28 protein-coding genes and 1 pseudogene are annotated in these 24,474 nt (G+C 74.3%); 11 read left to right on the top strand and 18 right to left on the bottom strand.

Annotated features, from left to right (window positions below):
- The first annotated feature begins 73 nt into the window (after nucleotides 1-73).
- Entirely contained in the window at nucleotides 74-1,390 is a 1,317-nt protein-coding gene (locus GA0070613_RS11710; protein WP_089012320.1) for an MFS transporter, read from the top strand.
- Nucleotides 1,391-1,772: 382 nt separating this feature from the next.
- Here the strand turns inward: GA0070613_RS11710 and GA0070613_RS11705 are convergent, their stop codons facing one another.
- The 3 genes from GA0070613_RS11705 to mshA all read right to left on the bottom strand — a co-directional run bounded on the left by GA0070613_RS11705 (nucleotide 1,773) and on the right by mshA (nucleotide 4,770).
- Complete coding sequence (locus GA0070613_RS11705) at nucleotides 1,773-2,615, bottom strand: hypothetical protein (RefSeq protein WP_408630982.1); 843 nt, start codon at nucleotides 2,613-2,615, stop codon at nucleotides 1,773-1,775.
- A 186-nt stretch (nucleotides 2,616-2,801) separates the two neighbouring features.
- Entirely contained in the window at nucleotides 2,802-3,356 is a 555-nt protein-coding gene (locus tag GA0070613_RS11700; protein WP_089012318.1) for a type III secretion system chaperone family protein, read from the bottom strand.
- Between the two features lie 49 nt (nucleotides 3,357-3,405).
- Nucleotides 3,406-4,770: a D-inositol-3-phosphate glycosyltransferase gene (gene mshA / locus GA0070613_RS11695; RefSeq protein WP_089012317.1), complete on the bottom strand. Its 1,365-nt coding sequence runs from the start codon at nucleotides 4,768-4,770 to the stop codon at nucleotides 3,406-3,408.
- A 171-nt stretch (nucleotides 4,771-4,941) separates the two neighbouring features.
- On the opposite strand from mshA, the gene GA0070613_RS11690 reads away from it, so the two are divergent.
- Entirely contained in the window at nucleotides 4,942-5,709 is a 768-nt protein-coding gene (locus GA0070613_RS11690; protein ID WP_089012316.1) for an SDR family NAD(P)-dependent oxidoreductase, read from the top strand.
- Nucleotides 5,710-5,816: 107 nt separating this feature from the next.
- On the top strand, nucleotides 5,817-6,596 hold the full coding sequence (locus GA0070613_RS11685) for an SAM-dependent methyltransferase (protein ID WP_089012315.1): 780 nt from the start codon (nucleotides 5,817-5,819) through the stop codon (nucleotides 6,594-6,596).
- 31 nt (nucleotides 6,597-6,627) lie between these two features.
- Here GA0070613_RS11685 and GA0070613_RS11680 read toward each other — a convergent pair whose 3' ends face one another.
- Nucleotides 6,628-7,719: a UDP-N-acetylmuramate dehydrogenase gene (locus GA0070613_RS11680; protein ID WP_089012314.1), complete on the bottom strand. Its 1,092-nt coding sequence runs from the start codon at nucleotides 7,717-7,719 to the stop codon at nucleotides 6,628-6,630.
- 70 nt (nucleotides 7,720-7,789) lie between these two features.
- Here GA0070613_RS11680 and GA0070613_RS11675 point away from each other — a divergent pair, with 70 nt between their 5' ends.
- The 5 genes and pseudogenes from GA0070613_RS11675 to GA0070613_RS11655 all read left to right on the top strand — a co-directional run bounded on the left by GA0070613_RS11675 (nucleotide 7,790) and on the right by GA0070613_RS11655 (nucleotide 11,257).
- Nucleotides 7,790-8,545 (top strand): maleylpyruvate isomerase family mycothiol-dependent enzyme, encoded by a 756-nt coding sequence (locus GA0070613_RS11675; RefSeq protein WP_089012313.1) that lies wholly within the window; start codon nucleotides 7,790-7,792, stop codon nucleotides 8,543-8,545.
- 94 nt (nucleotides 8,546-8,639) lie between these two features.
- A pseudogene (locus GA0070613_RS11670) lies at nucleotides 8,640-8,837 on the top strand (family 1 glycosylhydrolase); the annotation flags it as partial.
- A 19-nt stretch (nucleotides 8,838-8,856) separates the two neighbouring features.
- Nucleotides 8,857-9,864, top strand: a complete 1,008-nt coding sequence (locus tag GA0070613_RS11665; protein ID WP_089012312.1) for a LacI family DNA-binding transcriptional regulator — start codon at nucleotides 8,857-8,859, stop codon at nucleotides 9,862-9,864.
- Between the two features lie 93 nt (nucleotides 9,865-9,957).
- Nucleotides 9,958-10,359 carry a RidA family protein gene (locus GA0070613_RS11660; protein ID WP_231929820.1) on the top strand — a complete coding sequence of 134 codons (402 nt, stop codon included), beginning with the start codon at nucleotides 9,958-9,960 and terminating at the stop codon, nucleotides 10,357-10,359.
- A gap of 1 nt (nucleotide 10,360) precedes the next feature.
- Nucleotides 10,361-11,257 carry a GNAT family N-acetyltransferase gene (locus GA0070613_RS11655; protein ID WP_089012310.1) on the top strand — a complete coding sequence of 299 codons (897 nt, stop codon included), beginning with the start codon at nucleotides 10,361-10,363 and terminating at the stop codon, nucleotides 11,255-11,257.
- A gap of 55 nt (nucleotides 11,258-11,312) precedes the next feature.
- Here GA0070613_RS11655 and GA0070613_RS11650 read toward each other — a convergent pair whose 3' ends face one another.
- The gene (locus GA0070613_RS11650; protein WP_089012309.1) at nucleotides 11,313-11,828 is read right to left on the bottom strand and encodes an O-acetyl-ADP-ribose deacetylase; all 516 of its coding nucleotides are present in this window, start codon (nucleotides 11,826-11,828) and stop codon (nucleotides 11,313-11,315) included.
- Between the two features lies 1 nt (nucleotide 11,829).
- A complete protein-coding gene (locus tag GA0070613_RS11645) occupies nucleotides 11,830-12,621 on the bottom strand; it encodes an EI24 domain-containing protein (protein WP_089012308.1) in 792 nt (263 codons plus the stop codon).
- Between the two features lie 64 nt (nucleotides 12,622-12,685).
- Here GA0070613_RS11645 and GA0070613_RS11640 point away from each other — a divergent pair, with 64 nt between their 5' ends.
- On the top strand, nucleotides 12,686-13,696 hold the full coding sequence (locus GA0070613_RS11640; protein WP_089012307.1) for a helix-turn-helix transcriptional regulator: 1,011 nt from the start codon (nucleotides 12,686-12,688) through the stop codon (nucleotides 13,694-13,696).
- On the opposite strand, the gene GA0070613_RS11635 is transcribed toward GA0070613_RS11640, so the two are convergent.
- The 6 genes from GA0070613_RS11635 to GA0070613_RS11610 all read right to left on the bottom strand — a co-directional run bounded on the left by GA0070613_RS11635 (nucleotide 13,687) and on the right by GA0070613_RS11610 (nucleotide 18,175).
- Nucleotides 13,687-14,601, bottom strand: coding sequence for an SDR family oxidoreductase (locus tag GA0070613_RS11635; RefSeq protein WP_089012306.1), 915 nt, complete (start codon nucleotides 14,599-14,601; stop codon nucleotides 13,687-13,689). The two genes, GA0070613_RS11640 and GA0070613_RS11635, sit on opposite strands and share 10 nt — an antisense overlap.
- A gap of 220 nt (nucleotides 14,602-14,821) precedes the next feature.
- Nucleotides 14,822-15,559, bottom strand: a complete 738-nt coding sequence (locus GA0070613_RS11630) for an alanyl-tRNA editing protein (protein WP_089012305.1) — start codon at nucleotides 15,557-15,559, stop codon at nucleotides 14,822-14,824.
- Between the two features lie 11 nt (nucleotides 15,560-15,570).
- Nucleotides 15,571-16,458, bottom strand: coding sequence for an alpha/beta fold hydrolase (locus tag GA0070613_RS11625; RefSeq protein ID WP_089012304.1), 888 nt, complete (start codon nucleotides 16,456-16,458; stop codon nucleotides 15,571-15,573).
- Nucleotides 16,455-16,775 (bottom strand): DUF2516 family protein, encoded by a 321-nt coding sequence (locus GA0070613_RS11620; protein WP_089012303.1) that lies wholly within the window; start codon nucleotides 16,773-16,775, stop codon nucleotides 16,455-16,457. The genes GA0070613_RS11625 and GA0070613_RS11620 overlap by 4 nt, the downstream gene beginning before the upstream one ends.
- A 72-nt stretch (nucleotides 16,776-16,847) precedes the next feature.
- The gene (locus tag GA0070613_RS11615) at nucleotides 16,848-17,585 is read right to left on the bottom strand and encodes a hypothetical protein (RefSeq protein ID WP_089012302.1); all 738 of its coding nucleotides are present in this window, start codon (nucleotides 17,583-17,585) and stop codon (nucleotides 16,848-16,850) included.
- Nucleotides 17,582-18,175, bottom strand: a complete 594-nt coding sequence (locus GA0070613_RS11610; RefSeq protein ID WP_089012301.1) for a helix-turn-helix domain-containing protein — start codon at nucleotides 18,173-18,175, stop codon at nucleotides 17,582-17,584. The genes GA0070613_RS11615 and GA0070613_RS11610 overlap by 4 nt, the downstream gene beginning before the upstream one ends.
- A gap of 111 nt (nucleotides 18,176-18,286) precedes the next feature.
- Between GA0070613_RS11610 and GA0070613_RS11605 the strand changes: the two genes are divergently transcribed.
- A complete protein-coding gene (locus GA0070613_RS11605; RefSeq protein WP_172875796.1) occupies nucleotides 18,287-19,087 on the top strand; it encodes an alpha/beta fold hydrolase in 801 nt (266 codons plus the stop codon).
- Between the two features lie 162 nt (nucleotides 19,088-19,249).
- Here the strand turns inward: GA0070613_RS11605 and GA0070613_RS11600 are convergent, their stop codons facing one another.
- The 4 genes from GA0070613_RS11600 to GA0070613_RS11585 all read right to left on the bottom strand — a co-directional run bounded on the left by GA0070613_RS11600 (nucleotide 19,250) and on the right by GA0070613_RS11585 (nucleotide 22,795).
- Nucleotides 19,250-20,209: an asparaginase gene (locus tag GA0070613_RS11600; RefSeq protein ID WP_089012299.1), complete on the bottom strand. Its 960-nt coding sequence runs from the start codon at nucleotides 20,207-20,209 to the stop codon at nucleotides 19,250-19,252.
- 94 nt (nucleotides 20,210-20,303) lie between these two features.
- Nucleotides 20,304-21,131 carry a BKACE family enzyme gene (locus tag GA0070613_RS11595; RefSeq protein ID WP_089012298.1) on the bottom strand — a complete coding sequence of 276 codons (828 nt, stop codon included), beginning with the start codon at nucleotides 21,129-21,131 and terminating at the stop codon, nucleotides 20,304-20,306.
- Nucleotides 21,132-21,257: 126 nt separating this feature from the next.
- Nucleotides 21,258-22,370, bottom strand: coding sequence for a CAF17-like 4Fe-4S cluster assembly/insertion protein YgfZ (gene ygfZ, locus GA0070613_RS11590; protein ID WP_089012297.1), 1,113 nt, complete (start codon nucleotides 22,368-22,370; stop codon nucleotides 21,258-21,260).
- Entirely contained in the window at nucleotides 22,367-22,795 is a 429-nt protein-coding gene (locus GA0070613_RS11585) for a Fur family transcriptional regulator (protein WP_089012296.1), read from the bottom strand. The genes ygfZ and GA0070613_RS11585 overlap by 4 nt, the downstream gene beginning before the upstream one ends.
- 69 nt (nucleotides 22,796-22,864) lie before the next feature.
- Between GA0070613_RS11585 and GA0070613_RS11580 the strand changes: the two genes are divergently transcribed.
- Complete coding sequence (locus tag GA0070613_RS11580) at nucleotides 22,865-23,713, top strand: aminotransferase class IV (protein ID WP_089012295.1); 849 nt, start codon at nucleotides 22,865-22,867, stop codon at nucleotides 23,711-23,713.
- Nucleotides 23,714-23,722: 9 nt separating this feature from the next.
- Here GA0070613_RS11580 and GA0070613_RS11575 read toward each other — a convergent pair whose 3' ends face one another.
- Nucleotides 23,723-24,310, bottom strand: a complete 588-nt coding sequence (locus tag GA0070613_RS11575; RefSeq protein WP_089012294.1) for an FABP family protein — start codon at nucleotides 24,308-24,310, stop codon at nucleotides 23,723-23,725.
- A 55-nt stretch (nucleotides 24,311-24,365) separates the two neighbouring features.
- The gene (gene mtfM, locus GA0070613_RS33940) at nucleotides 24,366-24,470 is read right to left on the bottom strand and encodes a small membrane protein MtfM (protein WP_269456547.1); all 105 of its coding nucleotides are present in this window, start codon (nucleotides 24,468-24,470) and stop codon (nucleotides 24,366-24,368) included.
- Between the last annotated feature and the right edge of the window lie 4 nt (nucleotides 24,471-24,474).

The following is a 24,474-nucleotide window of genomic DNA, read 5'->3' as shown; positions in this document are numbered from 1 at the left end:
GTCACCCTGGCGACCCGGCCCGCCCCTCCCTACGGTCGGGTGCGGACTGTTGACAAACCTTCATGGAGGGCATGTGCGGGGGCTGCGGCGCTGGTGGCACGACACGGCCGGCGGGCTGCCCGCCACCTTCTGGTACCTCTGGTCCGGCCTGCTGATCAACCGGGCCGGCGCGTTCGCGATGCTCTTCCTCTCGCTCTACCTCACCGGGGCGCGGGGCGCGTCCGAGGCGCTCGCCGGGGCGATGGTCGGGGCGTACGGAGCCGGCGGGGCGCTCGGTGTGCTCCTCGGCGGGGTGCTGGCCGACCGCTGGGGCCGGCGGGCCACCCTGCTCGCCGCGCACCTCGGCGCCGCCGGGCTGATGGTGGCGCTGGCGTTCAGCCGGCACCTGGCGGTGATCGCGGTGCTCGCCGCGCTGGTCGGGGTGGTGCACTCGATGCCCAGCCCGGCGTTCGTGGCGGCAATCGTCGACGTGGTGCCCGAGGCCCGCCGCTCGCGCGCGTTCAACCTGCAGTTCTGGGCGTTCAACCTGGGCATGGCGGTCGCCTCGCTGCTGGCCGGCGTGCTCGCCGAGGCGAGCTTCGTCGCCCTGTTCCTGGTGGACGCCGGCGCCACGCTGGCCGCCGCCGCGATCATCGCCTGGAAGGTTCCCGAGACGCTCGCCCGGGTCCGCCGGCGCGGCACTGCGGCAGACGCGGCCGGGGCCGGCACGGCAGGCACGGCCGATCCGGACGCGGCCGGCGACGCCCTTGCGGGCTTGCGGCGGCCGGGGCTGGTCACCGCGCTGACCGACCGGACCTTCCTGGCCTTCGTCGGGCTGACCTTCGTGCTGGCCGTGCTCACCATGCAGACCTCGACGATCATGCCGCTGGCGATGCGCGCGGACGGCCTGGGCCCGTCGGCGTACGGCGTGGTGGTGGCGCTCGGCGGCGCGCTGATCGTGCTCGGGCAGCTCTTCGTGCCCCGGCTGATCGAGCCGTACCGGAAGGCGACCGTGCTGTCGGTCTCCACCGGGCTGATGGCGCTCGGCTTCGGCGCACTCGCCGTCGCCGACGAGCTGCCGTTCTACCTCGGGGCGGCGGTGGTCTGGACGGTCGGCTCGATGCTCGCCGCGCCGCCGAACGCGCAGATCAACGCCGACCTGGCGCCGCCGGAGCTGCGCGCCCGGTACCAGTCGGTCTTCTACCTGACCTTCCCGGCGGCGTCGTTCGTGGCGCCCGCGCTGGGCGGCCTGAGCCTGCAGTACCTGGGCGACCGGCACTGGCTCGTCGTCGGCGGGCTGGGCCTGGTGGCGGCGGTCGGCCACCTGCTCGCCGGTCCGCCCCGGGAACGCCGGGTGGCCGCGCTGGGCGACCGGGACCGGCGGGCGGAGGCCGTGGCCGCCGGCCGCTGAGCCGGTCGGAGAAACGGCGCTGGGCGCCCACCTCGACCCCCGTCGAGGTGGACGCCCGCACCGTACGCCCGGCGGCGGCGGGCGGCACTCACCCCCGTAAGCGTCGCCCGCTCGCGCCGCCGGTTCCACAGGTGGCACCGTCCCCCAACGGCGTGCTCCACCTGTTTCCTCGCGCCTCGCTTGCGCGGATCTGATCGATCCGCCGCTCCCCCGAACGATTCCAAGCGTGGCGCGGTGCAATAAAGTTAGTTCGCCCGGATTCCGGATTCAACTCGGATCACTGTCTCGCCCGTCACAGCACTCGTGTCGGAAATCCGGCTGTGCCTACTCCGGGGCCATGGATGTGACAACAGCGGGTTCCCGCCGGCCATTCCCGTAAACCTCAGGCGTCCTCCCGATTCGGGTTCTCGGTACGGAAGAAGTTGCTCTGCCGGCCGTCCCGCAGTTGCTCCTGGTAGATCAGGTTCAGCCCGCGTAGGTCGAATGTCCGGAACCAGTCGTCCCACGTGATTTCCCGGATCCGGCTGCTCTCCCGGTAGCCCGGGATGTTGAAGGTCAGCACTCCCGGGCGGCCCTCCCGCTCGGTGCCGGCGATGGTGGCCGGCTTGGCGCTGCGGGCCCGCGCCCAGCGCTGGATCACCTCGTGGTTGGCGGTCACCAGGCTCCGACCGGGACGCTCCGGACGATCGTCCAAGGAGGTGATCTGCTGGGACGACCCCACCGAACGGGATGAGGATCGGCCGGTCCGGACCGGCGTCGCCCCCGCCGCCGCCATACCGGCGCCCCGCGGGGGCGCCGCCCTCGCGCCCGCCCCGGCTGGCGCCTTCGCGGCGCGGGTCCGGGACGGTTGCGCCTTTTTGGCGGGGGCCGCCTTCTTCGCGGCCGGCGCCCTCTTCGCGGCCGGCGCCTTCTTCGCGGCCGGCGCCTTCTTCGCGGCGGCCTTCTTCGCGGGGGCCGCCTTCTTCGCCCGCGCGCCCGTGGCCTTCGCGGCGGGCGCCGCCTTCGCCCGGGCCGCGGCGGTCTTCTTCGCCGGAGCCTTCTTGGCGGCCGCCCTCTTCGTCGGGGCGGCGCGGCCGGCCGGCCCGGTGGCCTTGCGGGCGGCGCCGCCACGGCTCTCCGCCTTCAGGGTCTTCGCCAGCGTCTTCACCAAATCCGGCTTGCGCAGGGCGGAGATCCCGGAGACCCCGCGCCGGCGGAGTTGACCGCGGATGTCGTCGACCTTCATCCGGGAGATCTCAGACTCGGAGATGTTTGGCGTCCCCGGGGTCTGGTTGCCGGGTTGCCGCTTGGTCCTCGTCGCAGTCCCGCCGCGACCTGAGCTGTTGCGCTGAGCCATGGGACACGCTCCTCGACAGTCCGTCCTCGGCCCGCGGTGGGTCCCATTACCGCACCGCGCGGTGCGGCATACCCGTCAGGACGGCTCCGAACCTCCGGTGGTCGAGCCGACGCCGTCCGCCGCCCGGTGGGCACCGCCGGAGGGCTCGAAGAGGTGGGCGAACGCGGCCAGGTTGGCCGTCGACTCGCCCCGCTTGACCCGCCACTCCCACTCGCGGCGGATCGCCGCGCCGAAGCCGATCTCCAGCATGCTGTCGAACGACTCGTCGGCGTAGGTCAACACGGCGCCCAGCAGCCGGTCCAGCTCGTCCTCGTCAATTCCGGCCAGGTTGACCCGGCCGGTGAGATAGACGTCGCCGACCGCATCGATCGAGAAGGAGACCCCGTACATCCGGGCGTTGCGCTGCAGCAGCCAGGCCCACAGCTCCTCGCGGCGCTCGTCCGGCTGGCGCATCACGAACGCCTCGACCCGCAACGCGTGCTCGCCGACGATCAGGTTGCAGATCGTCTTGAGCTTGTGCGTGCCCGGCAGGGTGACCGCGTACGACCCCTTGCCGGTCGACTCCCAGTCCAGCTCACGCTCGGCGCAGACGGACTCGATCAGGGCGGCGACGTCGCTCCTACGGCTCATCGGACCCACTTTACGGCCGGACCCGGCCGCCCATCGGGCGGCGGACGCCTCACCAGGAGCAGGAGAGCGCGGGGTCGCCGGCCAACCGGGCGGCGAGCCGGGCGCGGTGGTCGGCCATCGCCTCGCCGTAGACCGTCAGCAGGCCGGAGACCGTCCGGTGCCAGGAGAAGTCGTTGGCGTGTCGCTCGGCGCCCCGGCTCAGGTCCGCCCGCCGGAGCGGGTCCGGCAGCAGCTTGGCGAGCGTGCTGGCCCAGTCGACCGGGTCGTGGCCGTCGATCAGCACCCCGCTCACCCCGTCCCGGACCGCGGTGACCAGGCCGCCCACCGCGGCGGCCAGCACCGGCGTACCGCAGGCCTGGGCCTCCAGCGCGACCAGGCCGAACGACTCGTTGTACGACGGCACCGCGACCAGGTCGGCGGCCCGGTAGAGGGCGGGCAGATCCTCGCCGGTCTGCGGCGGCAGGAAGCACACCCGGTCGGTGACGCCGAGCGAGGCGGCCAGCTCGATCAGGGCGGTCGGCCGGTCCAGCCCGCTGCCGCTGGGGCCGCCGCAGATCACCACGGTCAGCTCGGCGGCGATCGCGGGGTCCCGGTCGCGCAGCGCGGCCACGGCCCGGATCAGCACGTCGGGCGCCTTGAGCGGCTGGATCCGGCCGACGAAGGCCACCACGTACCCGTGGGTGGGCAGTCCCAGCCGGCGGCGGGCGGCGCGCCGGGCGGCCTCCCGGTCCCCGGCGGCGGGGCGGAACCGGTCCAGGTCGACGCCGGGCTCGACCACGGCCACCCGGTCCGGGTCGGCGTCGTACCGGTCGAGCAGGTCGCGGGCCTCGACCCGGGTGTTGGCGACCAGCCGGTCGGCCTCCGCGACCACCTGCTCCTCGCCGATGACCCGCGCCTTCGGCTCGGGCCGGTCCCCGGCGGCGAGCTGGGCGTTCTTGACCTTCGCCAGGGTGTGCGCGGTGTGCACCAGGGGCACCCCCCAGCGCTCCTTGGCCAGCCAGCCGACCTGCCCCGAGAGCCAGTAGTGCGAGTGGATCAGGTCGTAGTGGCCGGGCGGGCGGGCCGCCTCGGCGCGGAGCACCCCGGCGGTGAAGGCGCAGAGCTGGCCGGGCAGCTCCTCCTTGGTGAGCCCTTCGAGCGGGCCGGAGGTGATGTGCCGGACGTGCACGCCAGGCGCCATCTCGACCACCGGGGGCAGGTCACCGGAGGTGGCCCGGGTGAAGATCTCCACCTCGACGTCGGCCTCGGCCAGCCGGCGGGCGACCTCCAGGATGTAGACGTTCATGCCCCCCGCGTCGCCCGTGCCGGGCTGGTGCAGGGGGGAGGTGTGCACGGAGAGGGTGGCGATGCGGCGCGGCCGGGGCCACGGCAGGGCACCTCGCTGACGACCGACACCGGTGTGCAACTCCGCCACGTCCGCTCCCTCTGTCACGGTTGATGCCGTCCCGCACGACCGGCGCTTCTCGGTCAACCTCCACGCCGGATGTCATCTTCCCCATCGGGCTTCGGAGATGCGTGGCGCCGGGGCCCCGGCGTGACGGACCTCATCACCGCGGGGAGCCCGGGCCGGGGGCAGAATGACCGGATGACCTCAGTCGCGATCGTCACCGGGGCGTCCAGCGGGATCGGCGCCGCCACCGCCCGTCGGCTGGCCGCCGAGGGCTTCCACGTGCTCGCCGCCGCGCGGCGTACCGACCGGCTGGCCGACCTGGTCGCCGAGATCGAGAAGGCCGGCGGCAGCGCGAGCGCGGTGGCCTGCGATGTCACCTCCGACGAGTCGGTGGCCGGGCTGGCAACCGCCGCCGCCGCCGCGCCCGGGCCGGTCACCCTGCTGGTCAACAACGCCGGCGGGGCCCGCGGCCTCGACCCGGTCGAGGCCGGCTCGGTGGGCGACTGGCAGTGGATGTACGACGTGAACGTGCTCGGCACGCTCCGGGTCACCCAGGCGCTGCTGCCGGCGCTGGTGGCCTCCGGCGCCGGCACCATCGTGATCGTCAGCTCCACCGCCGGTTTCACCGTGTACGAGGGCGGGGGTGGCTACGCCGCCGCGAAGCACGCCCAGACCGCGATCGCCGGGACCCTGCGCCTGGAGCTCAGCGGGCGGCCGGTGCGGGTCATCGAGATCGACCCGGGGATGGTGAAGACCGACGAGTTCGGCCTGGTCCGCTTCGGCGGCGACGCGGACAAGGCCGCCGCGGTCTACGCCGGGGTGGCCGAGCCGCTGGTCGCCGAGGACGTCGCCGACTGCATCGCCTGGTGCGCCACCCGCCCGCACCACGTCAACGTGGACCGGCTGGTGGTGCGCCCGCTGGCCCAGGCCGCCCAGCACAAGGTGCACCGGGTGGATCTGTGAAGCGCGAGGACGCGCATTCCGGGACGGCTCGCGTGGGACGCGGCCGAGCCGGAATGCGAGGTTGAGCCGGGTTTGCGAGCCCCGCAGTCGTGAACGGAGACCGTCCAGTGAAGCCGCTGGGCGTGGTCACCCGGGGAACGACGAATCCGAACCGGCTCCGGCGGGTGGACAACTGGATCGTCGAGACCTGCGGGGACGCGCTGCGGTCGGCGGCCGACCCGCTGGTGGTGGACCTCGGCTACGGCGCCACCCCGGTCACCGCAGTCGAGCTGCGGGCCCGGCTGGCGGCCGGGGTCCGCGCCGACGTCCGGGTGGTCGGGTTGGAGATCGATCCGGTACGCGTCGCCGCCGCCCAGCCGGCCGCCGACCCTCCCGGGTTGACCTTCGCCCGGGGCGGCTTCGAGCTGGCCGGCCTGCGCCCCGCCCTGGTCCGCGCGTTCAACGTGTTGCGGCAGTACGACGAGGGCGAGGTTGCCGGCGCCTGGCGTACGGTCACCGACCGGCTCGCCCCGGGCGGGCTGCTGGTCGAGGGGACCTGTGACGAGCTGGGCCGGCTCGGCAGTTGGGTGCTGCTCGACGCGGCCGGTCCCCGCACGCTGACCCTGGCGGCTCGCCTGACGACGCTGGAGAGCCCCGCCCAGCTCGCCGAGCGGCTGCCCAAGGCACTGATCCACCGCAACGTCCCCGGCGAGCGCATCCACGACCTGATCCGCGCCCTCGACGACGCGTGGCAGGCCGCCGCCGGCTTCGCCCCGTTCGGCCCCCGCCACCGCTGGCTGGAGACGGTCCGCGCCGTCCGGTCAGCCGGCTGGCCCGTCCTTGACCGCCCCCGCCGCTGGCGCCACGGCGAACTCACCATCCCCTGGCCCGCCGTAACCCCCACCTGACCCGCCCGCCCGGCTCGGAGCTGAGGCGGGGTCAGATTGTGCAGCTGATGAGGACGGGTTCCGGGTGGAGGGCGACGCCGAAGCGGTCGTGGACGGCGTCGCGGATCTCGCGGGCCAGGGCCACCAGGGCGGCGGTGCTGGCGGTGCCGCCGCGGTTGGTGAGGGCGAGGGTGTGCTTGCTGGAGATGGCGACGCCCTCCGGGCCGGGGTGCCCCTTGGCGAAGCCGGCCCTGTCGATCAGCCAGGCGGCGCTGACCTTCACCACGTCGCCGGCCCCCGGCCAGGAGGGCGGCTCACCGAGGTCGGCGGCGCGCTCCCGGAGCAGCTCGTACGCCTCGCGTTCCAGTACCGGGTTGGTGAAGAAGGAGCCGACCGACCAGGTGTCCGGGTCGGCGGCGTCGAGCACCATGCCCTTGCCGGCGCGCAGCCGCAGCACGGTCGCGCGGGCGTCGGCCAGCGGCACCTGGTCGCCCACCTCGACGCCGAGCGCCCGGGCCAGCTCGGCGTAGCGCACCGGGCCGGAGAGCGGCGAGCGGGTCAGCCGGAAGTCGACCGAGAGCACCACCCAGCGGTCGCTGTACTTGAAGATGCTGCCCCGGTACGCGAAACCGCAGTCCGCCGCGTCGATCCGGCCGACGCTGCCGTCGGTGCGGTCGTACACCTGGACGCCGGTGATGGTCTCCGCGACCTCCTGGCCGTACGCCCCGACGTTCTGGATCGGGGTCGCGCCGGCCGAGCCGGGGATGCCGGAAAGGCATTCCAGCCCGGACCAGCCGTTGGCCACGGTGGCGGCGACCAGCTCGTCCCAGGGCTCGCCGGCCTCGACGCGCAGGGTGACCGTGTCGGTGTCCTCGGCGACCACCCGGAGTCCCCGGGAGCGGACCAGGACCACCGTGCCGGGGAAGCCCTGGTCGCCGATGACCACGTTGCTGCCGCCCGCGAGGATCAGGACGGGGTCGTCCCGCCGTTCCGCCTCCTGCACCTTATGTACGATTTCATCGGCGCTGGTGGCGGTCTCCAACCGTCCGGCGGCGCCACCGAGGCGGAGCGTGGTGTATCTCGCCAGGGTGGCCGGGTCGGTCGGGTCGGCTCCGGTCGTCGGTTTGGCGTAGACGTCTGACACGCCTTTCACCCTAGGCTGAGGGGTAGCCGCGGCACCCACTGGTGGCCCGGTCACCCCCGGGAGGATTGCGATGAGCAGACTGCACGGCACCAAGGACTTCTGGATCGGCGCGCTGCGGACCGACGGCCCCGCCTTCGCCGCCGCCGTCGCCGAGGCGCCGCCGGAGACACCGGTGCTCTCCTGTCCTGGCTGGACGGTCTCCGACCTCGGCCGCCACCTCGCAAGGGTCTACGCCTGGGCCCGCCAGGTCCTGAGCGCGGGGACCACGACGAGGCCCGAGCGCCACGACGCGGAGCCGCCGGCGGGGCTGACGCCGGCGCAGTGGTATCGGCAGGAGTACGACCAGCTCATGGCCCTCTTCGACGGGCTGGATCCGGAGGCGCCGGCGTGGAACTTCGCGCCGCAGCCGAAGAAGGCCGGCTTCTGGCCGCGGCGGATGGCGCACGAGACGGCGGTCCACCGCTGGGACGCCCAGCTCGCCATCGGCGCCGGCGACCCCATCGAGGCGAAGCTCGCCGCCGACGGCGTGAGCGAGGTGCTGGACACCTGGCTGCCGGCGGGCAAGCGGACGTCATCCGGCCAGTGGCACGGCGTGGTCCAGCTGACCGCGACCGACGCAGCCCAGTACTGGTACCTGCGGCTGCGCGGCGAGGGGGTGGCCCTGCTCGACACCGCCACCATCCTCGATCACGACGACCACCACGCCCGCGCGCAGGTCACCGGCACCGCCAGCGACCTGTTGCTGGCCCTGATGGGCCGGGTCAGCTTCGACACCCTCGGGGTGAGCGGCGACCGCCGCCTGCTCGACGGCCTGCGGGTCGGGTGAGCCGACGACCCCGGCGCCGGCCGGGGCCCGCACGACGTCACGCGGAGAGTGGCCTTCCCCCGCCGGAAGGCCACTCTCCTGCCGTTTTCGGATTGGCCCGGTTGCTGGAGCGGATCGGCGCCGACTACCCGTGCGCGGTTATCTCGTATGGTCGTTACTGGACAACTTCGAATGGGCCGAGGGCTACCGGAAGCGGTTCGGGATCGTCCACGTCGACTACCTGACCCAGCGGCGCACACCGAAGGAAAGTGCCCGGCGGTACCAGGAGGTGATCTCCCGGAACGGGCTGTGACGAGATGGTGGTAACGGGGATGACGACGGCACAACGACCGACCCTGGAGGCGGTGGCCCGACGGGCCGGGGTGTCCCGGGCCACGGTCTCCCGGGTGGTCAACGGCTCCACCACCGTCGCCGAGTCGATCCGGGAGGCGGTCCGCCGGGCGGTCGACGAGCTGGGGTACGTGCCGAACCTGGCCGCCCGCAGCCTGGTCACCCAGCGGACCGACTCGGTCGCCCTGGTCATGCCAGAGGAGGCCACCCGGGTCTTCTCCGACGACCAGGTCTTCCCGGGCATCATCCGGGGCGTCAGCCAGGAGCTGGAAGCGGCCGACAAGCAGCTCGTGCTGATGCTGGCCGGCTCGCCGGCCGGGCACCAGCGGGTCGAGCGCTACACCACCGGGCGGCACGTGGACGGGGTGCTCTTCGCCTCGCTGCACGGCGAGGACCCGCTGCCGGGCGTCCTGTCCCGGCTGGGCATCCCGGTGGTGTGCAGCGGTCGGCCCCTGGACGGCGCGCAGCTGCCGTACGTCGACGTGGACCACGTCGGCGGGGTGACCCGGGCGGTGCGGTACCTGATCGAGGGCGGCCGACGGCGGATCGCCACCATCGCCGGGCCGCAGGACATGGTCGCCGGCATCGAGCGGCTCGTGGGGTACCGGGAGACGATGGCCGAGGCCGGACTGCCGGAGCTGGTCGCGTTCGGCGACTTCACCCGGGAGTCCGGGACGGCCGCGATGCGCCAACTGCTCGCCGCGCACCCGGATCTGGACGCCGTCTTCGCCGCCTCCGACCTGATGGCGCACGCCGCCCTGCGTACCCTCCGGGAAGCCGGGCGGCGGGTGCCGGCGGACGTGGCGGTGATCGGCTTCGACGACATCGAGACCGCGGCGTACACCGAGCCGCCGCTGACCACCGTCCGGCAGCCGATAGTGGAACTGGGTCGGGCGATGACCCGGCAACTGCTGCGGATGGCGGCCGGCGAGGACGTCGAGCAGGCCCTGATCCTGCCGATCGAACTCATCGTCCGCGACTCCGCCTGACGTGGCGGAGGGAGTCGCGGGTTCGGCCGACCCCGTCGATAACCCGTCGCGGTGCGGTGCGGCCGGCGCTAACGTCGCCCGGTGACCGGCACCGTGCACCTGATCCGCGCTCCCGAACTCTCCGACGTCGCCGAGTACGCCTACGCGGCCGGGGTCGCCCCGCCGGCCCGGATGGTCTTCACCGCCGGGGCCTGCCCGCTGGACGCCGCCGGGCGGACCGTCGCCCCGGGTGATCCCGCCGCTCAGGCGCGCCAGGTGATGGCCAACCTGGAGACCGCCCTGGCCGCCGCCGGGGCCGCGCTCACCGACGTCGTGAAGACCACCGTGTACGTCGCCACGACCGACCGGGCCGACCTGGTGGCCGTATGGGAGGTGGTCCGGGACGCCTTCGGCGACCACGACCCGCCGAGCAGCCTGCTCGGGGTGACGGTGCTCGGCTACCCCGACCAACTCGTCGAGGTGGAGGCGATCGCCGCCGTCCGGGAGGTGGGCTGACATGCTGATCCGTGCCGCCCACCCCGACGACGCGCCCGCCGTGGTGGCGCTGCGCGCGCTGGTCTACCCGTACCTGGTGCGCGGGGTCGAGTCGACCCGCCGGATGATCGCCGAGCCGCCCCCGGGCGAAGAGTGGACCGCGTTCGTCGCCGAAATCGACGGCGGGGTGGTCGGCTGGGTGTCGACCTACCGGAACGGCCACACGTCGGAGGCGGACTTCGGGGACGTCTCCCTGCTGCACGTCCACCCGGAGCACCGCGGCCGGGGCATCGGCGCCGCGCTGCTGGACGAGGCGCTCGGCCACCTGCGTCCGCTGGGGATCCACCGGGTGCGGGCCTGGGCGCTGACGGAGTCGCTGCCGTTCGCCCGCCGGCACGGCTTCACGCCGAGCCGGGAGCTGCGCTACTCGGCGCTCGATCTGCGGGCGACGCCGCCGCTGCCGGACGCCCCGGACGGGGTACGGCTGCTGCCACTGGCCGGGCTCGATCCGCGCCGGATGCACGCTGTCCACGTCGCGGCCGCCGCCGACGAGCCGGGCGACGCGCCCACCGACTCGATCGGCTACGCGAGCTGGCGCTACGAGGTCTGGGACAACCTCGGGCAGGACCGGGAGGCCAGCGCGGCCGTCGAGGTCGACGGGGAGCTGGTCGCCTTCAGCCTGGTCAAGCGGGACGGCGACCGGATGTGGTCGGACATGACGGCCACCCTGCCGGCGTTCCGTGGCCGGGGGCTGGCCCGGCTGGCCAAGCTCGCCGCGCTGCACCGCGCCCACGCCCGCGGGGTCACCGTCGCCTACACCTCGAACGACGAGTCCAACGCCCCGATGCTCGCGATCAACGTGCGACTCGGCTACCGGCCGGTGGCCGCCCAGTGGTCCTGCCTCGCCCAGCTGAGCTGACGGGACGACCGCCCGCGTCGGGGGTGATCTGACCCGCCGGAGCCGAGCCACCACCTCAGCCCGCGGCGGCGACCCGCTGCGCGGTGGCGTACGTGTCGGCGCCGAAGAGCACCAGCCGGGCCTCGGTGACCCGCGCCGGGGTCGCCGCGTGGAGCACGGTCAGCGCCTGGCGTACCGCGTCGTCGACCGGCCAGCCGTAGACGCCGGCCGAGATCAGTGGGAAGGCCACCGTCGCGGCGCCCAGCTCGTCGGCGACCGCCAGGCTGTTCGCGTAGCAGTCGCGCAGCAGCGCCAACCGGTCCTCGCCGGTGGAGAAGACCGGGCCGACGGTGTGGACCACCCAACGGGCGGGCAGGTCGCCGGCGGTGGTGGCGACCGCCTGGCCGGTGGGCAGGCCGCGGCCGTACCGGGAGGCCCGCAACGCCCGGCACTCCTCGAGGATCGTCGGCCCGCCCTTGCGGTGGATCGCCCCGTCCACTCCCCCGCCGCCGAGCAGCGAGGAGTTGGCCGCGTTGACGATCGCGTCGACCCGCTGGGCGGTGATGTCCCCCGCCACCAGGGTGATATCCATGTCAGCGCTCCTCGATGGGCTGGCCGAGCGACCGGCGGGCGAGCAGGGTGGCCCCGGCCACGGCGGCCGGCATGACCAGCACCGCGCCGAGCGGGATCAGGAAGCAGAGGAAGACCGCCACGCCGAAGCCCAGCGCGGTGGGCCGGTCCGCCTTCAGCAGCGAGCGGCGGTCCGGCAGCCGCATGCCGCGCCGGTAGAACGGCGCGCCGACCAGCTCCAGGGCGAGGAACCAGCCGCCCACCGCCGCCCCGATCACCGGTACGACGGTCTGCCCCACCACCGGGATGAAGCCGGCCGCGAAGAGCGGGACGCCGACCAGCGCCGAGATCGCCACCAGCCGCAGCGAGTCGACGACGCTGCGGCGCAGCGACGCCCAGAACGGCACGTCGACCGCGCCCGGGGTGCCGCCGTACCGCTCCTCGACCCGCTCGGAGATCTTCTCGTAGAACGGGTCGCCGATCACGAGGGTGACCGCGGTGAAGGTGACCACGCCGAGCAGCCCGCCGAGCCCCAGGAAGGCCAGCCCGGCGATCACCCGGACCAGGCCGCGCGGGGTCGCCGACCAGTCGTCCGCGAAGGGGGTGACCAGCGCGGCGAGATCGTCCACGAAGTACACCAGGGTGGCGAAGGCGATGATGAAGAGCGCGCCGGAGATCAGCGCCGGGACGATGCCGAGCAGCATCAGCCCGGGGCTGCGGACGTAGAGGCCGAGGCCGCGCAGCAGCAGCCCGGCGCCGGCGAGGAATCGGCCGACGGCGCCGGTGACCGGGGCGACGAGGCGGGGTGCGTTCACGACCGCAGAGCCTAACGGTCCCCCGCCTTCGCGCCGGGGGAAGCGACGCGGGCAGGATGGACGGGTGCGCGCGTCCCGGCTGATCTCGCTGGTCCTGCTGCTCCAGTCGCGGGAGACGATGACCGCGACCGAGCTGGCGCGGGAGCTGGAGGTCTCCGAGCGGACGGTCTACCGGGACGTGCTGGCGCTCTCCGCCGCCGGGGTGCCGGTCTACGCCGACCGGGGCCGGGCCGGCGGCTACCGGCTGCTCGGCGGCTACCGGACCCGGCTGACGGGGCTGACCCGGGACGAGGCGGAGGCGCTCTTCCTGGCCGGGCTGCCCGGCCCGGCCGGGGACATGGGACTCGCCGACGCGGTGGCCGCCGCCGAGCTGAAGGTCCTCGCTGCGCTGCCGCCGAGCCTGCGGGACGCGTCGGCCCGGACCAGCCAGCGGTTCCACCTCGACCTGCCGGGCTGGTTCCGGGAGGCGAAACCGCCGCCGTGGCTGACCGAGCTGGCCCGGGCGGTGTGGCGGGACCGGGTGGTGGAGCTGCGCTACCGGCGCGGCGACCGGGAGGTCAGCCGCACCGTGCAGCCGTACGGGCTGGTGTTGAAGAGCGGGGTCTGGTACCTGGTGGGCCGGGTCGGCGACGGGCACCGGACGTACCGGGTGGACCGGGTGGTCGGCGTCGAGGTGGGCGACGAGACCTTCGCCCGGGACGTGGGCTTCGACCTGGGGGCGTACTGGCGGGAGCAGGCCGAGGCGTTCCTGCGGGGCATGCTGCGGGCCGAGGTAACCGTCCGGCTCAGCCCTGCCGGCCTGCGGGCGTTGCGGCACGTCGCGGAGGCCCCCTTGGCGTACGGCGCGGCGGTGGCCGGCGCGGGCGAACCCGACGGGCAGGGGTGGGTGGTGACCCGGCTGCCCGTCGAGTCCGTGCCGGTGGCGTACGACGTGCTGCTCCGGCTCGGGCCGGAGGTGGAGGTGCTCGACCCGCCGGAGCTGCGGGCGCGCTTCGCCGACGCGGCCCGCCGGTCGGCGGCGCGCTACGCCGACGCACCGGTGACGCCGGCCGGGCCGGCCGCCGGTCAGCGGTAGCCGGTGTCGTCGGCCGGCTTCCCGGCGGCCACCACCTCGTCGTAATAGCGGGACCAGTGCGGTCGGGTGCCGTCGAGGTCGGTGAAGCCGTACACCTGGGCCAGCCCGCCGCTGTCGACGGACCGGCCGTTCCAGCGGGCCCGTTCCGGATCGGCGGCCAGGGCGACCACCGCGCGCCCGACAAAGGCCGGCGTCTCCGACATGACGAAGTGCGGATCCTTCGCCGCGCCGTCCCGCCAGGTGGCCTCGGTGACCCCGAAGTGCTCCAGCATCGCCTCGGAGCGCAGCCAGCCGGGGGTGAGCGCCACCGCCGTGCAGCCGTGCGGCGCCAGCTCGTGCGCCTGGGTGAAGGCGAGCCGGTTGACCGACACCTTGGCCAGGTCGTAGAAGACCGAGAGCCGGTAGGTGGCGTCGTTGTACTCCTTGGTGCCGTCGCCGATCTCGACGACGAGTCCGCCCGGGTGGCGGATCAGCAGCGGCAGGGCGAAGTGGCTGGTGATGATGTGGGTGTCCACCGCCAGCCGCAGGGTGCGGAAGCCCGCGTCGAGGGGCTGCTCCCAGACCGGTTTCTCCCAGGTGATCAACGGGTCGGCGCCCCAGATGTCGTTGACCAGCACGTCGAGGCGGCCCTGCTCGGCGTCGATCCGCTCGACCAGCCGGCGTACCTGATCGGGGTCCAGGTGGTCGACGGGCACGGCGATGCCGGCGCCACCGGCGGCGGTGACCAGCTCGGCGGTCTCCTCGATGGTCTCCGGCCGGTCCATCTCGGACCGGCGCTCGCGGGTGGTGCGGCCCGTGACGTAGACGGTGGCCCCGGCCGCGCCGAACTGGACCGCGATCTGCCGGCCGGCGCCCCGGGTCGCCCCGGCGACGAGCGCGATCTTTCCTGTCAGCGGTTTCGTCATGCGGTCGACGATGTCAGCAATACCTGACAGCCGAAGTCCGGTTTGCAGCCCGAGGGTTGTCTGCCTGGGCGGCATGGCTCGCTGCCTTGTTACGACGGGGCCGGCTGTCCGATCGAGCGAGAACGCGTCGACCTGGTGTGACGTTGGGTCCCCGGCACCGGCCCACGATGCCGGGGACACCGTCCGATCCGAACCTCAGTCAGCGAGGCGGCTGCGCTGGTCAGTCCGAGAGGCGGACGCGGACCCGGCGGTTGGCGCGGCCCTTGCTCTCCACCTTGACCACCTGAACCTTGCCGATCCGGGCGGTCGACGCGACATGCGTGCCGCCGTCGGCCTGGACGTCCAGGCCGACGATGTCGACGATCCGGACCTCCTGCTCGTCCGCGGGGATCAGGTTCGACTGGGTACGGATGATGTCCGGCAGGGCGAGCGCCTCGGCCCGGGGCAGCACCCGGACGGCGACCGACCGGTCGGCGGCCACCTCGGCGTTGACCAGCTCCTCGATCCGGCTCTTGAAGTCCGGCGGCACCTCGGGGAGGTTGAAGTCCATTCGGGCCTCACCGGGTTCCATGTTGCCGCCGGTGACCAGCGCGCCGAAGTCGCGGAACACCACCCCGCAGAGCACGTGCAACCCCGAATGGGTACGCATCAGCATTGTCCGGCGGTCGTCCTCCACGGCACCGGTCACCGCAGTCCCCGGCGGCGGCACCGGATCCCCCTCGGCCGGGATCAGCCAGAGGTCGTCGCCCTTGCGGGTGCCGACGATCCGGGTCTGCACGCCCTGCCAGAGCAGCACCCCGTGATCCGGCGGCTGCCCGCCGCCGCCCGGGTAGAAGGCCGACCGGTCCAGCACGATGCCCTGCTCGGGGTCGGCCGCCAGCACCGTGCACTCCCATTCGCGCAGCGTGGGATCGGCGAGGTCGAGACGGTGGGTACGGCCGTGGTGTGTGACGCCCATGACAGGGGACGTTACCCGTTGAGGAACCCCGAGATCCGCTCCCGCAGGTCGGCGCGTTCCGACCAGAGCACTCCCGGGCGGTCGTACACGTGCAGGGTCGCGTTCGGCAGCGCGGCGGCCAGCTCCTCGGCGACCGCGACCGGATGCAGGTCGTCACCGGCGCAGCCGATCACCAGCGCCGGCGCGGTGACCTGGGCGAGCACGCCCGCGTCCCGCAGCGGCGCCTGCTCCGGCAGGCTGGCCAGCCCGGGGGCGAGCCCGTCCCGGAGCAGCTGGTCCAGCCGCTGCCGCAGGTACGCCCACCCGGCGGGGGTGTTCCGCACGGCGGGCGGCAGTTCCATCGACACGACGTCGGCGACGGCGGCCGCGTCGCCGCTCTCCACCGCGTCGAGCAGGTCGGTCAGCCGGGCCCGGGCCACCTCGCCGCGCGGCTGGTCCAGCACGGCGGGCAGGAAGAAGACCAGCCTCTCGAAGCGTTCCGGGCTCTCCACCAGCAGCCGGCAGAGCGCGCCGGCGCCCAGGCTGGCACCGAAGGCCCGGGTGGCGCCGCCGAGATCGGCGACGGCCCGCAGATCGCGGGCCAGGTCCAGATAGGTCCACGGGCCGGGCGGCGAGTCGGAGCGGCCGTGCCCGCGGAACTGGAAGAAGACCTTGCGGCCGGTGACCGCGCTGCCGAACGGGCGGGTGGTGGCAATGCCGTTGCCCAGCCCGTGCGCGAACACCGTGACCGGGTCGCCGGTGCCGGTGACCAGCCGCTCCAGCCGTACGCCGTGCGGGGTGGTAACCAGCTCCGTTTCCGGCTCCGGCAGCGCCGGACGGCCGGTGCGGGGCGCCCCCGGGCCGGGCCCCCAGGTGCGGGGACCGCCGTCCGGCGGCGGGGGCCAGCGGAAACCCCTCACCAGAAGCCTTTGCCGTCGTGCAGGTCGCGCAACCCGACCCGGACGTCGAGCAGGTAGATCAGACCGGCCGCGATGCCGATCAGGGTGAAGATGCTCAGCACGCCGCCCCCGACGCCTAGCAGTGTGAGCACCAGGCAGACCGCCAGGATGGCGATCCAGCCACCCTTGGGCAGGGTGCCGATCGCGGAGAACGCGTCGGAGCGCTGGGTGATGGCGTGCACCAGGGCCACGCCCTCGATGACCAGGGCGAAGACGAGCAGGATCAGCTCGATCACATAGCGGACTTCGTACGCGAAGATCGGCGCGGCGTAGGCCATGTCGGCAAGCTTATGCCGACGGCCCCGGAAACGTCCCGCAGGACGCCTCCGGGGCCGTCGATCCAGGATCGACTACTCGGCGGCCGGGCGGGTCCGCTTGGTGGTCTTCGGCAGCTTCGCCGACGGGCTGGCGGCCGGCTTGGCGGTCGCCGCCTTGGTGGCGGTGGCCTTGGTGGCCCGGGTCCGCGGGGTCTTGGCGGCGGCCGGCTTGGCCTCGACGACCTCGGCCACGTCGGCCGGGGTCGGCACCTCGACCGGGCCGGCCGGCGTGGTGGTCGCGGCCGGCACGGCCTCCGTCGCCTCGATGTCCGCGTTCACCGTGTCGGCGGCCTCCAGCACGCCGGCGCCGACGACCCGCTCCCCGCGGGCGATCAGCTCGGCGTACGCGGCCAGGGCCCGGGCCTGCGCGGCCTCGGCGCCCGCCAGCGCGGCGGCCCGGGCGCGCTCGGCCTGGACCTGCGCGGCCTGCGCGGCGGCCCGGGCGCGCTCCGGGGCGGTCTCGGCGGCGGCCAGCACGGCGGCGGCGTTCCGGCTGGCGGCCTCGCGGAGCTTGTCCAGGTCGAGGTCGGCCGGGACGGCCTTCTCCCGAAGCCCGGTCGCGGTCAGGTTCGCGGTCCTCAGCGTCTCGGTGGCCTTCTGGCGCAGCTCGAAGCCGGTGACGACGGCCTTGCCGCCGAGGTCGGCGACGACCCTGGTGCCGAGGCCGGAGACCACGGTCGGGAGCTTGCGCAGCTGCTGTAGGGCCAGCTCGCCGGCGCCGGCGGCGGCGTAGAGCGGCGCGGGGATGCGGTTGGTCTTGGGCTGGGTCATGACTTCTCCTCCTCGGCCGCACCGGCGGCCTTCGGCGCGGTCTTCTGCTGGCGGGCGGTGGTGGTCGGGGCGGGGGCAGGGCCGGCCTCGGTGACGGCGACCGACTCGAGGACCGCCTCGGTCGGGGTGCCGTCCGGCGTCGTGGGGCCGGTGGCGGCCGGCGTGACGGTGGCCGGCGCCTGCGGGGCCTCGGCGGGCTCGGTGGCGGACGGCGCCGACGGCTCGGCGGCGGCGGTCGCCTCGGCGAGCCGCGCGTTCTCCCGGCGGAACGTCTCGTAGATCTGGGTGAGCGACTGCTTCTGCGCCATGGTCAGCTCGGGGTCGACCGCGATCGCCGCGAGCACGCCCTGACCCTCCTTGTCGTCGAGCAGCCCGGCCCGCAGGTACATCGCCGGGGTGGAGACGCGCAGGGCGCTGGCCAGTTGCTGCAGCACCTCGGCGCTCGGCTTGCGCAGGCCGCGCTCGATCTGGCTGAGATACGGGTTGCTGACGCCGGCCTGCTCGGCGAGCTGCCGCAGCGAGATCTTCGCGTTGCGGCGCAGATCGCGAATGAACCCGCCGACGTCGGGAAGGTCCTTGCTGGTGGCCATGACCCGACGCTATCCCGGGGTGCTAGCAACTGCAAGCGAAACGCTAACCGGAGTTAGCAAGGTCTCAGATCGACTGTTGCGCGCCCGGTGTCCGGTACGTACCGTCCTGGGGTGACCAAGATCGAAGTCAACGGCGCCCTGCTCGCGTACGACGAGGTCGGGACCGGGACGCCCGTGCTGCTGCTGCACGCCGGCATCGCCGACCGGCGGATGTGGCGGGAGCAGGTTCCCGCGCTCGCCGCCCGGCACCGGGTCGTCGCTCTCGACCTGCGCGGCTACGGCGACTCCGAGCTGCCGCCGGACCCGTTCGCCCACCACGAGGACGTGGTCGGCCTGCTGGACGCGCTCGGCCTCGACGGGGCCGCCCTGGTCGGGTGCTCGTTCGGCGGCAAGGTCGCGGTGGACACCGCGCTGGCCCACCCGGAGCGGGTCCCGGCGCTGGCCCTCTTCGGCGCCCCGGCCTCCGGCCACGAGTGGTCGGAGGAGACCGAGCAGCTCTGGGAGACCCTGGTCGGCGAGGTGGACCCGGAGGACTTCGCCGCATCCGCCGCCGGCGAGGTGCGGTTCTGGGTGGTCGGCCCGACCCGCCGGCCCGAGACCGTGGACCCGGAGCTGATCCGCTTCGCCCAGGAGATGGATCAGCGGGCGCTCGCCGCCGAGCTGGCGTTGAGCGCCGTCGAGGTCGGCGAACTCGACCCGCCGGCGATCGACCGGCTGGGCGAGCTGCGGATGCCGGTGCTGGTCGGGGCCGGCGCGGCGGACGTACCGGACATCAGCCGGCTCGCCGACCGCATCGCGGCCGAGGTCCCCGGCGCGGTACGCCTGCCCGACGTCCCGGACGCCGCCCACCTGCTGCCGCTCGAACGCCCCGAACCGGTCAACGCCGCCCTGCTCGACTTCCTCCTGCCCTGACCCGCGGCGCCGCGGCCGGACTGGGCGCCGACCGGGCGTGTCGCCCATTGGCCGCCACCCTCCGCCGCACCGGTCACCGACACCACCGCCGTCCGGGGCCGACACGCCGGGCTGCGCCGGCCGTTCAAGCCGGGCGGACGGGACGAGCGCGGGCCGCGCGGCTCACCAGACGGCGCGGACCGCCCCGACCGGGAGGCCGCCGCCGAGCAGCGGCACGTCGGCGTACTCGGTCAGGACCGGGGCGTCGACGCCGAGCCGGCGCAGCGCGGAGACCAGCACGGGCATCCGGGCGCGCGCGGCGCCGTCGTCGATCTTGAGGGCGACCGCGCCGACCCCGGGGACGGCCGCGGCGATGACGCCCTCAGCGCCGACCTTGGCCAGCAGGCCGGGTACGCCCCGCATCAACCGGGTGTCGTCGGCCTGGGTGCCACCCACCAGTTCCGGGTACGTCCGCATCGCGTCGGCCACGGTCCGCTCGACCGTGCCCGGCTCAGCCGAGACGAGCCGCAGGTACGCCCGGGCCAGTCCGGTCAGCGAGACGGCGAGCACAGGCGCGCCACAACCGTCGACCCCGACCGCCGCCGCCTCCTCGCCGGTGAGCTCCTCGATCGCGGCGGCCAGCCGCCGCTGCAACGGGTGGTCGGGCCGCCAGTACCCGTTCAGCGGCCAGCCGGCCGCGAGACAGGTCGACAGCATCCCGGTGTGCTTGCCGGAGCAGTTCATCTGGATCCGCGTCGGTCCGCCGCCGGCCCGCAGCACGGCCTCCCGGGCCGCGTCGCCCACCGGCAGGTCGGGCGGGCAGTGCAGCGCCGACTCGTCGAGCCCGGCGCGGCGGAGCAGGGCGGCGACCCGTTCCAGGTGGAACTCCTCGCCGGCGTGGCTGGCCGAGACCAGCGCCACGTCCGCCGGGTCGGTCAGCGGCAGGCCGGCGCGGAGCATCCCGATCGCCTGCATCGGCTTGTTGGACGAGCGCGGGAAGATCGGACCGCCCCCGTCCCCGGCGCCGGCCACCGTCGCGCCAGCCGCGTCCAGCACCGCCACCGAGCCGCGGTGCAGCCCCTCCACGAAGCCGGACCGGACCACCTCGGCGAGCGGCACGCCGCCCTCGTACGTCTTTCCCACGAGGTGGACGGTACCGACGGGCCCGGCGGGCCCGGCAGCGGGGTGACCAGCGGCGTCGGCCGCCGGCGTACAGGGGTGCCGGGCTGGGGCGGGCTTACAGGCCGAGCAGCTGCCGGGCCTCGGCGGTGGTCAGCGGCGGACGCTGGGCGAGCTGGGCGAAGCCGACGGCCCGGGCGACGAGCTGCATGTTGGACTCCACCGGCCGGCCCTTGGCGTACGTGACGGTGTCCTCCATGCCGACCCGCAGGTGCCCGCCGGCCGACAGCGAGGCGAGCATCACCGGGATGGTGCTGCGTCCGATGCCGGTCGCCGAGAAGGTGGTCCCCGCCGGCAGGTCACGGAGCATCTGCTGGGCGGCGACCAGCGTGGCGGTGGTGCCCGGCATCCCGCCCGGCACGCCCATCACGAAGTCGACGTGCACGTGCCCGCCGTGCGGCAGGCCGTACTTGCCGAGCAGGCGCTGGAGGGCGGTCAGGTGGCCGAGCTCGAAGATCTCGTACTCCGGCACGATGCCCTTCTCCTGCATCCGGGTGTGCAGGTCGACGATGAACTCCCAGCGGTTGAGGAAGACGTCGTCGCCGAAGTTGACCGTGCCCATGGTGCAGGAGGCCATGTCGGGCCCGGCGTCGAGCACGGCGAGCCGGGCCGCCTCCGGGTCGGTCACCGCGCCGCCGGAGGAGAGCTGCACGATCAGGTCGGTGCTCTCCCGCAGCGCGGCCACCGTCGCCCGCAGCCGCCCCTGGTCCAGGGTCGGCTTCGCCTCGTCGTCCCGGAGGTGGACGTGGATCACGGCGGCGCCGAGCGCCTCGCACTCCTTGGCGGTCAGCAGCAGCTCGTCGAGGGTCACCGGCAGCGCCGGCACCTCCGCCTTGGCCGACTCCGCGCCGGTGGGGGCAACCGTGATCAACGTCCCTGTCGTCATGCCGGCGATCCTAGACGGCCGGTTCGCCTCCGGTCGACGACCGCAGCGCGTCACGACGGAGAAAGCATGCAGGTCCGCCCGGAAAAGCGGAAAACTTCCCGCGTTACGGGCGTCAACAAGGCACCCTTACTCCGGGTCGATCGCGGCGGCGGTCTCGCCGACCAGCAGGCGGGCGTCGTCGGGCACGTTGCGCTTGACCACCGCGAGGGCGACCTGACCCAGCTCGTAGTGGTGCACGGCGGTGCCGACGAAGCCGACCGCCCGGCCGTCCAGGGTCACCGGCGTGCCGGCGGCCGGCGGCTGGTCGGTGGTCACCCCGTCCAGGTGCAGCAGTACGAGGCGACGCGGCGGCTTCCCCATGTTGTGCACCCGGGCCACCGTCTCCTGCCCCCGGTAGCAGCCCTTGTCCAGGTGGACGGCCGGACCGATCAGGCCGACCTCGGCCGGGATGGTCCGGTGGTCGGTGTCCACCCCGACCCGGGCCCGCCGGGCGGCCACCCGGACCGCCTCGTACGCCCACAGCCCCACCACCGGCACCCCGGCGCCGCGCAGCTCGTCCACCACCTGGGGCATCGCGTCCCGGGCCACCAGCAGGTCCACGCCGAGCGCCACCCGCCGGGCCCAGCCGCCGATCGGCAGCGGCTGCACGTCGTACACGACGGAGGGCCGCGGGGGCAGCTCACCGGCGCGGAACTTCGGGCCCGGCACCGCGACCAGGTCGGGCTCGGCGAGCCCGGCGACGCCGAGGGTGTCGAGGGCACCGACGGCCGCCGGCCCGACCAGCGAGAGCAGCGCGTGGTCGGCGGTGGCGTCGCGCGGCTCGACCTTGCTGAAGAACCGCATCCGCTCCAGGTACGACAAGAGGCCGGCGGTGGCGCCCGGCTCGGTGTCCAGCCAGGTGGTCTCGCCGTCCTCGGCGACCATGGCGTGCTGCTCGACGTGTCCGTGCGGGGAGAGCACCAGCAGCTCGGTGCCCTGGCCGGCGCTCAGCGTGGCCAGATGCTGGCTGGTCAGGGTGTGCAGCCAGCCGATCCGGTCCGCGCCGGGCACCGCGATGACGCCGCGGTGCGACCGGTCGACCAGGCCGACGGCGGTGGCCAGGGTGCGCTGCTCGCGCATCGGGTCGCCGTAGTGGGCGGCGACGCCCCGCACGCCGGCCGCCCGGTGAGCGGGCTCGGGCTGGTCCCGGGTCTCCTCGTCGATCGCCTCGGCGGCCACCGCTCCCGCGATGTCGATCATTTCTGTTCCCCGTCCTCGCAGTGGCCGCAGACGCCGAAGAGCGCCACGTGCCCGATGTCGACCTGGAATCCCCGCTGGGCGGCCAACTGGTCGGCGAGCGGGCGGAGCAGCTCCGGATCGATCTCGTCGATCCCGCCGCACTCCCGGCAGACCAGGTGGACGTGCTGGTGCTCGCCGGCCGCGTGGTAGGTCGGTGAGCCGTGCGAGAGGTGGGTGTGGGTCACCAGACCGAGCCGTTCCAGCAGCTCAAGTGTGCGGTAGATGGTGGTGATGTTGACCCCGGCGGCGACCTCCCGGACCGCCGTGTGCACCTGCTCCGGCGTGGCGTGCCCCAGCTCCAGCACCGCCTGGAGGACCAGCTGCCGCTGCGCCGTCAGCCGCAGCCCGCGGGAGCGGAGCAGTTCCGCAAGGGAGGATTCGGACACCGTCCGATCATAGTTCGGTCGCCGCGCCCGACCGGCCGCCGATGTCGTACGCCACTAGGCTCGGCGCTCGTGGTGGCATCGCGGGTGGCCATGCTCGGGCGGGGCGTCGTACCGGCCGGGGAGCCGGTGCTGCGCGGCGACGACCGGGGCGCCCTGCACGGCGACGGGCTCTTCGAGACGATGCACCTGCGCGACGGCCGCCCCTGGCTGCTCGACGCCCACCTGGCCCGACTGCGGGCCGGCGCGGCGGCCGTCGAGCTGTCGCTGCCGCCCGACGGCGCCCTGGTCGAGCTGCTGGACGCGGTCCGCGCGGACTGGCCGGCCGAGGTGGAGGGGGCGCTGCGGCTGGTCTGCACGCGGGGGCCGGAGGGCGGCGGGCCGCCGACCGTCTGGGCCACCCTCGGCGAGGTCCCGGCGGCGGCGAAGCGGGCCCGGCGGGACGGGGTGACCGTGGCCACCCTCCCCCTCGGGGTGCCGGCCGGGGCCCGTCCCGCGCTCGGCTGGCTGCCGGCCGGGACCAAGTCCACCTCCTACGGGGTGAGCACCGCGGCCCGCCGCTGGGCGGCCCGCAACGGGGTGGACGACGTGCTCTGGCTCTCCACCGAGGGGTACGTGCTGGAGGGTCCGAGCGCGAACGTGGTCTGGCTGGCCGGCTCGACGCTCTGCACGGTGCCGGCCGCGACCACCGGCATCCTGCCCGGCGTCACCGCCCGCTGGCTCCTCGACCACGCCGGCGACCTGGGTCTCAGCACCGAGGAACGGCTGGTCACCCCCGCCGAGCTGCGCGTCGCGGACGGCGCGTGGCTCACCTCGTCCCTCCGCGGCCTCGCCGAGGTCAGCTCCCTCGACGGCAGCGACCTGCCCCGATCGGACCGAACCCCGATCCTCCAGGCGCTCCTGGCCTTCGCCGTCCCGTGACGGCTCGGGTCAGCCGGCGACGCGGATGAGCCGGGCGGAGAGGTGAGGGCTGAGGGGGTGGCCGACGGCGGCCATCTCCTGGGCGTAGAGCAGGGCGCCCTCGACGATGCCGAAGAGGCGGGCACCGGCGGTGACCTCCTTGGCCGTCGCCGTGCGGACCACCGCGTCGGTGGCGAACTCGATCTGGGTGCCCTTGCGCTTGCCGATGTGCAGCTCCATCACGCCGGTCGGCGTGGTCATCAGGGCCTCCAGCTCGTCGGTGACCCGCTCGCCGTCCAGCACCGGACGCCACCAGCCGACCTCACGGCCGGCCGGGCGCACCGGGCGGCTCTGCTCGTCGAGGATCCACGCCCGCGACTCGTAGGACAGGAACGGCCGGCCGTCGTGGCTGATCCGGATCTCCTGCGCGAAGTCGAAGTCCTCGATGGTGGGGAAACCGCCGCGCCCGCGACCACGCCACACCCCGACGTACGGCAGCAGGCCGTCCAGGCTCGGGTGCAGCTTGGGGCCGACGCGCAGGTCGTGGCTCTCCTCGTACGGGTACGGGTCGACCGGCGGCGCGTTCAGCCACGGCGGCTGCAGTGGATTCTCACTCACAGCGCCATCCCCGTTCGCGACTGCGGGGCTCGCAAACCCGGCTCACTCCTCGCGCTCACCAATTACCTCTCGAAATGCGAACAGCGACGTAGACCAGGCCACCGGCGAGCGCGCCCAGGCCGGCGACCAGCAGGCTGACGAACCCGATCTCGGTAACCATCCCG

Source organism: Micromonospora inositola (assembly GCF_900090285.1).
In the GTDB taxonomy this organism is placed as follows: domain Bacteria; phylum Actinomycetota; class Actinomycetes; order Mycobacteriales; family Micromonosporaceae; genus Micromonospora; species Micromonospora inositola.
This window is presented reverse-complemented; position numbering and strand designations above follow the sequence as displayed.

Coding starts and splice junctions, on each gene's coding strand:
- GA0070613_RS11655 (WP_089012310.1), top strand. CDS start 10,361: ATGCTGATCCGTGCCGCCCACCCCGACGACGCGCCCGCCGTGGTGGCG.
- GA0070613_RS11650 (WP_089012309.1), bottom strand. CDS start 11,828: ATGGATATCACCCTGGTGGCGGGGGACATCACCGCCCAGCGGGTCGAC.
- GA0070613_RS11615 (WP_089012302.1), bottom strand. CDS start 17,585: ATGACCCAGCCCAAGACCAACCGCATCCCCGCGCCGCTCTACGCCGCC.
- ygfZ (WP_089012297.1), bottom strand. CDS start 22,370: ATGATCGACATCGCGGGAGCGGTGGCCGCCGAGGCGATCGACGAGGAG.
- GA0070613_RS11675 (WP_089012313.1), top strand. CDS start 7,790: ATGAGCAGACTGCACGGCACCAAGGACTTCTGGATCGGCGCGCTGCGG.
- mtfM (WP_269456547.1), bottom strand. CDS start 24,470: ATGGTTACCGAGATCGGGTTCGTCAGCCTGCTGGTCGCCGGCCTGGGC.
- GA0070613_RS11595 (WP_089012298.1), bottom strand. CDS start 21,131: ATGACGACAGGGACGTTGATCACGGTTGCCCCCACCGGCGCGGAGTCG.
- GA0070613_RS11620 (WP_089012303.1), bottom strand. CDS start 16,775: ATGGCCTACGCCGCGCCGATCTTCGCGTACGAAGTCCGCTATGTGATC.
- GA0070613_RS11700 (WP_089012318.1), bottom strand. CDS start 3,356: ATGAGCCGTAGGAGCGACGTCGCCGCCCTGATCGAGTCCGTCTGCGCC.
- GA0070613_RS11630 (WP_089012305.1), bottom strand. CDS start 15,559: ATGGGCGTCACACACCACGGCCGTACCCACCGTCTCGACCTCGCCGAT.
- GA0070613_RS11635 (WP_089012306.1), bottom strand. CDS start 14,601: ATGACGAAACCGCTGACAGGAAAGATCGCGCTCGTCGCCGGGGCGACC.
- GA0070613_RS11690 (WP_089012316.1), top strand. CDS start 4,942: ATGACCTCAGTCGCGATCGTCACCGGGGCGTCCAGCGGGATCGGCGCC.
- GA0070613_RS11705 (WP_408630982.1), bottom strand. CDS start 2,615: ATGAAGGTCGACGACATCCGCGGTCAACTCCGCCGGCGCGGGGTCTCC.
- GA0070613_RS11610 (WP_089012301.1), bottom strand. CDS start 18,175: ATGGCCACCAGCAAGGACCTTCCCGACGTCGGCGGGTTCATTCGCGAT.
- GA0070613_RS11665 (WP_089012312.1), top strand. CDS start 8,857: ATGACGACGGCACAACGACCGACCCTGGAGGCGGTGGCCCGACGGGCC.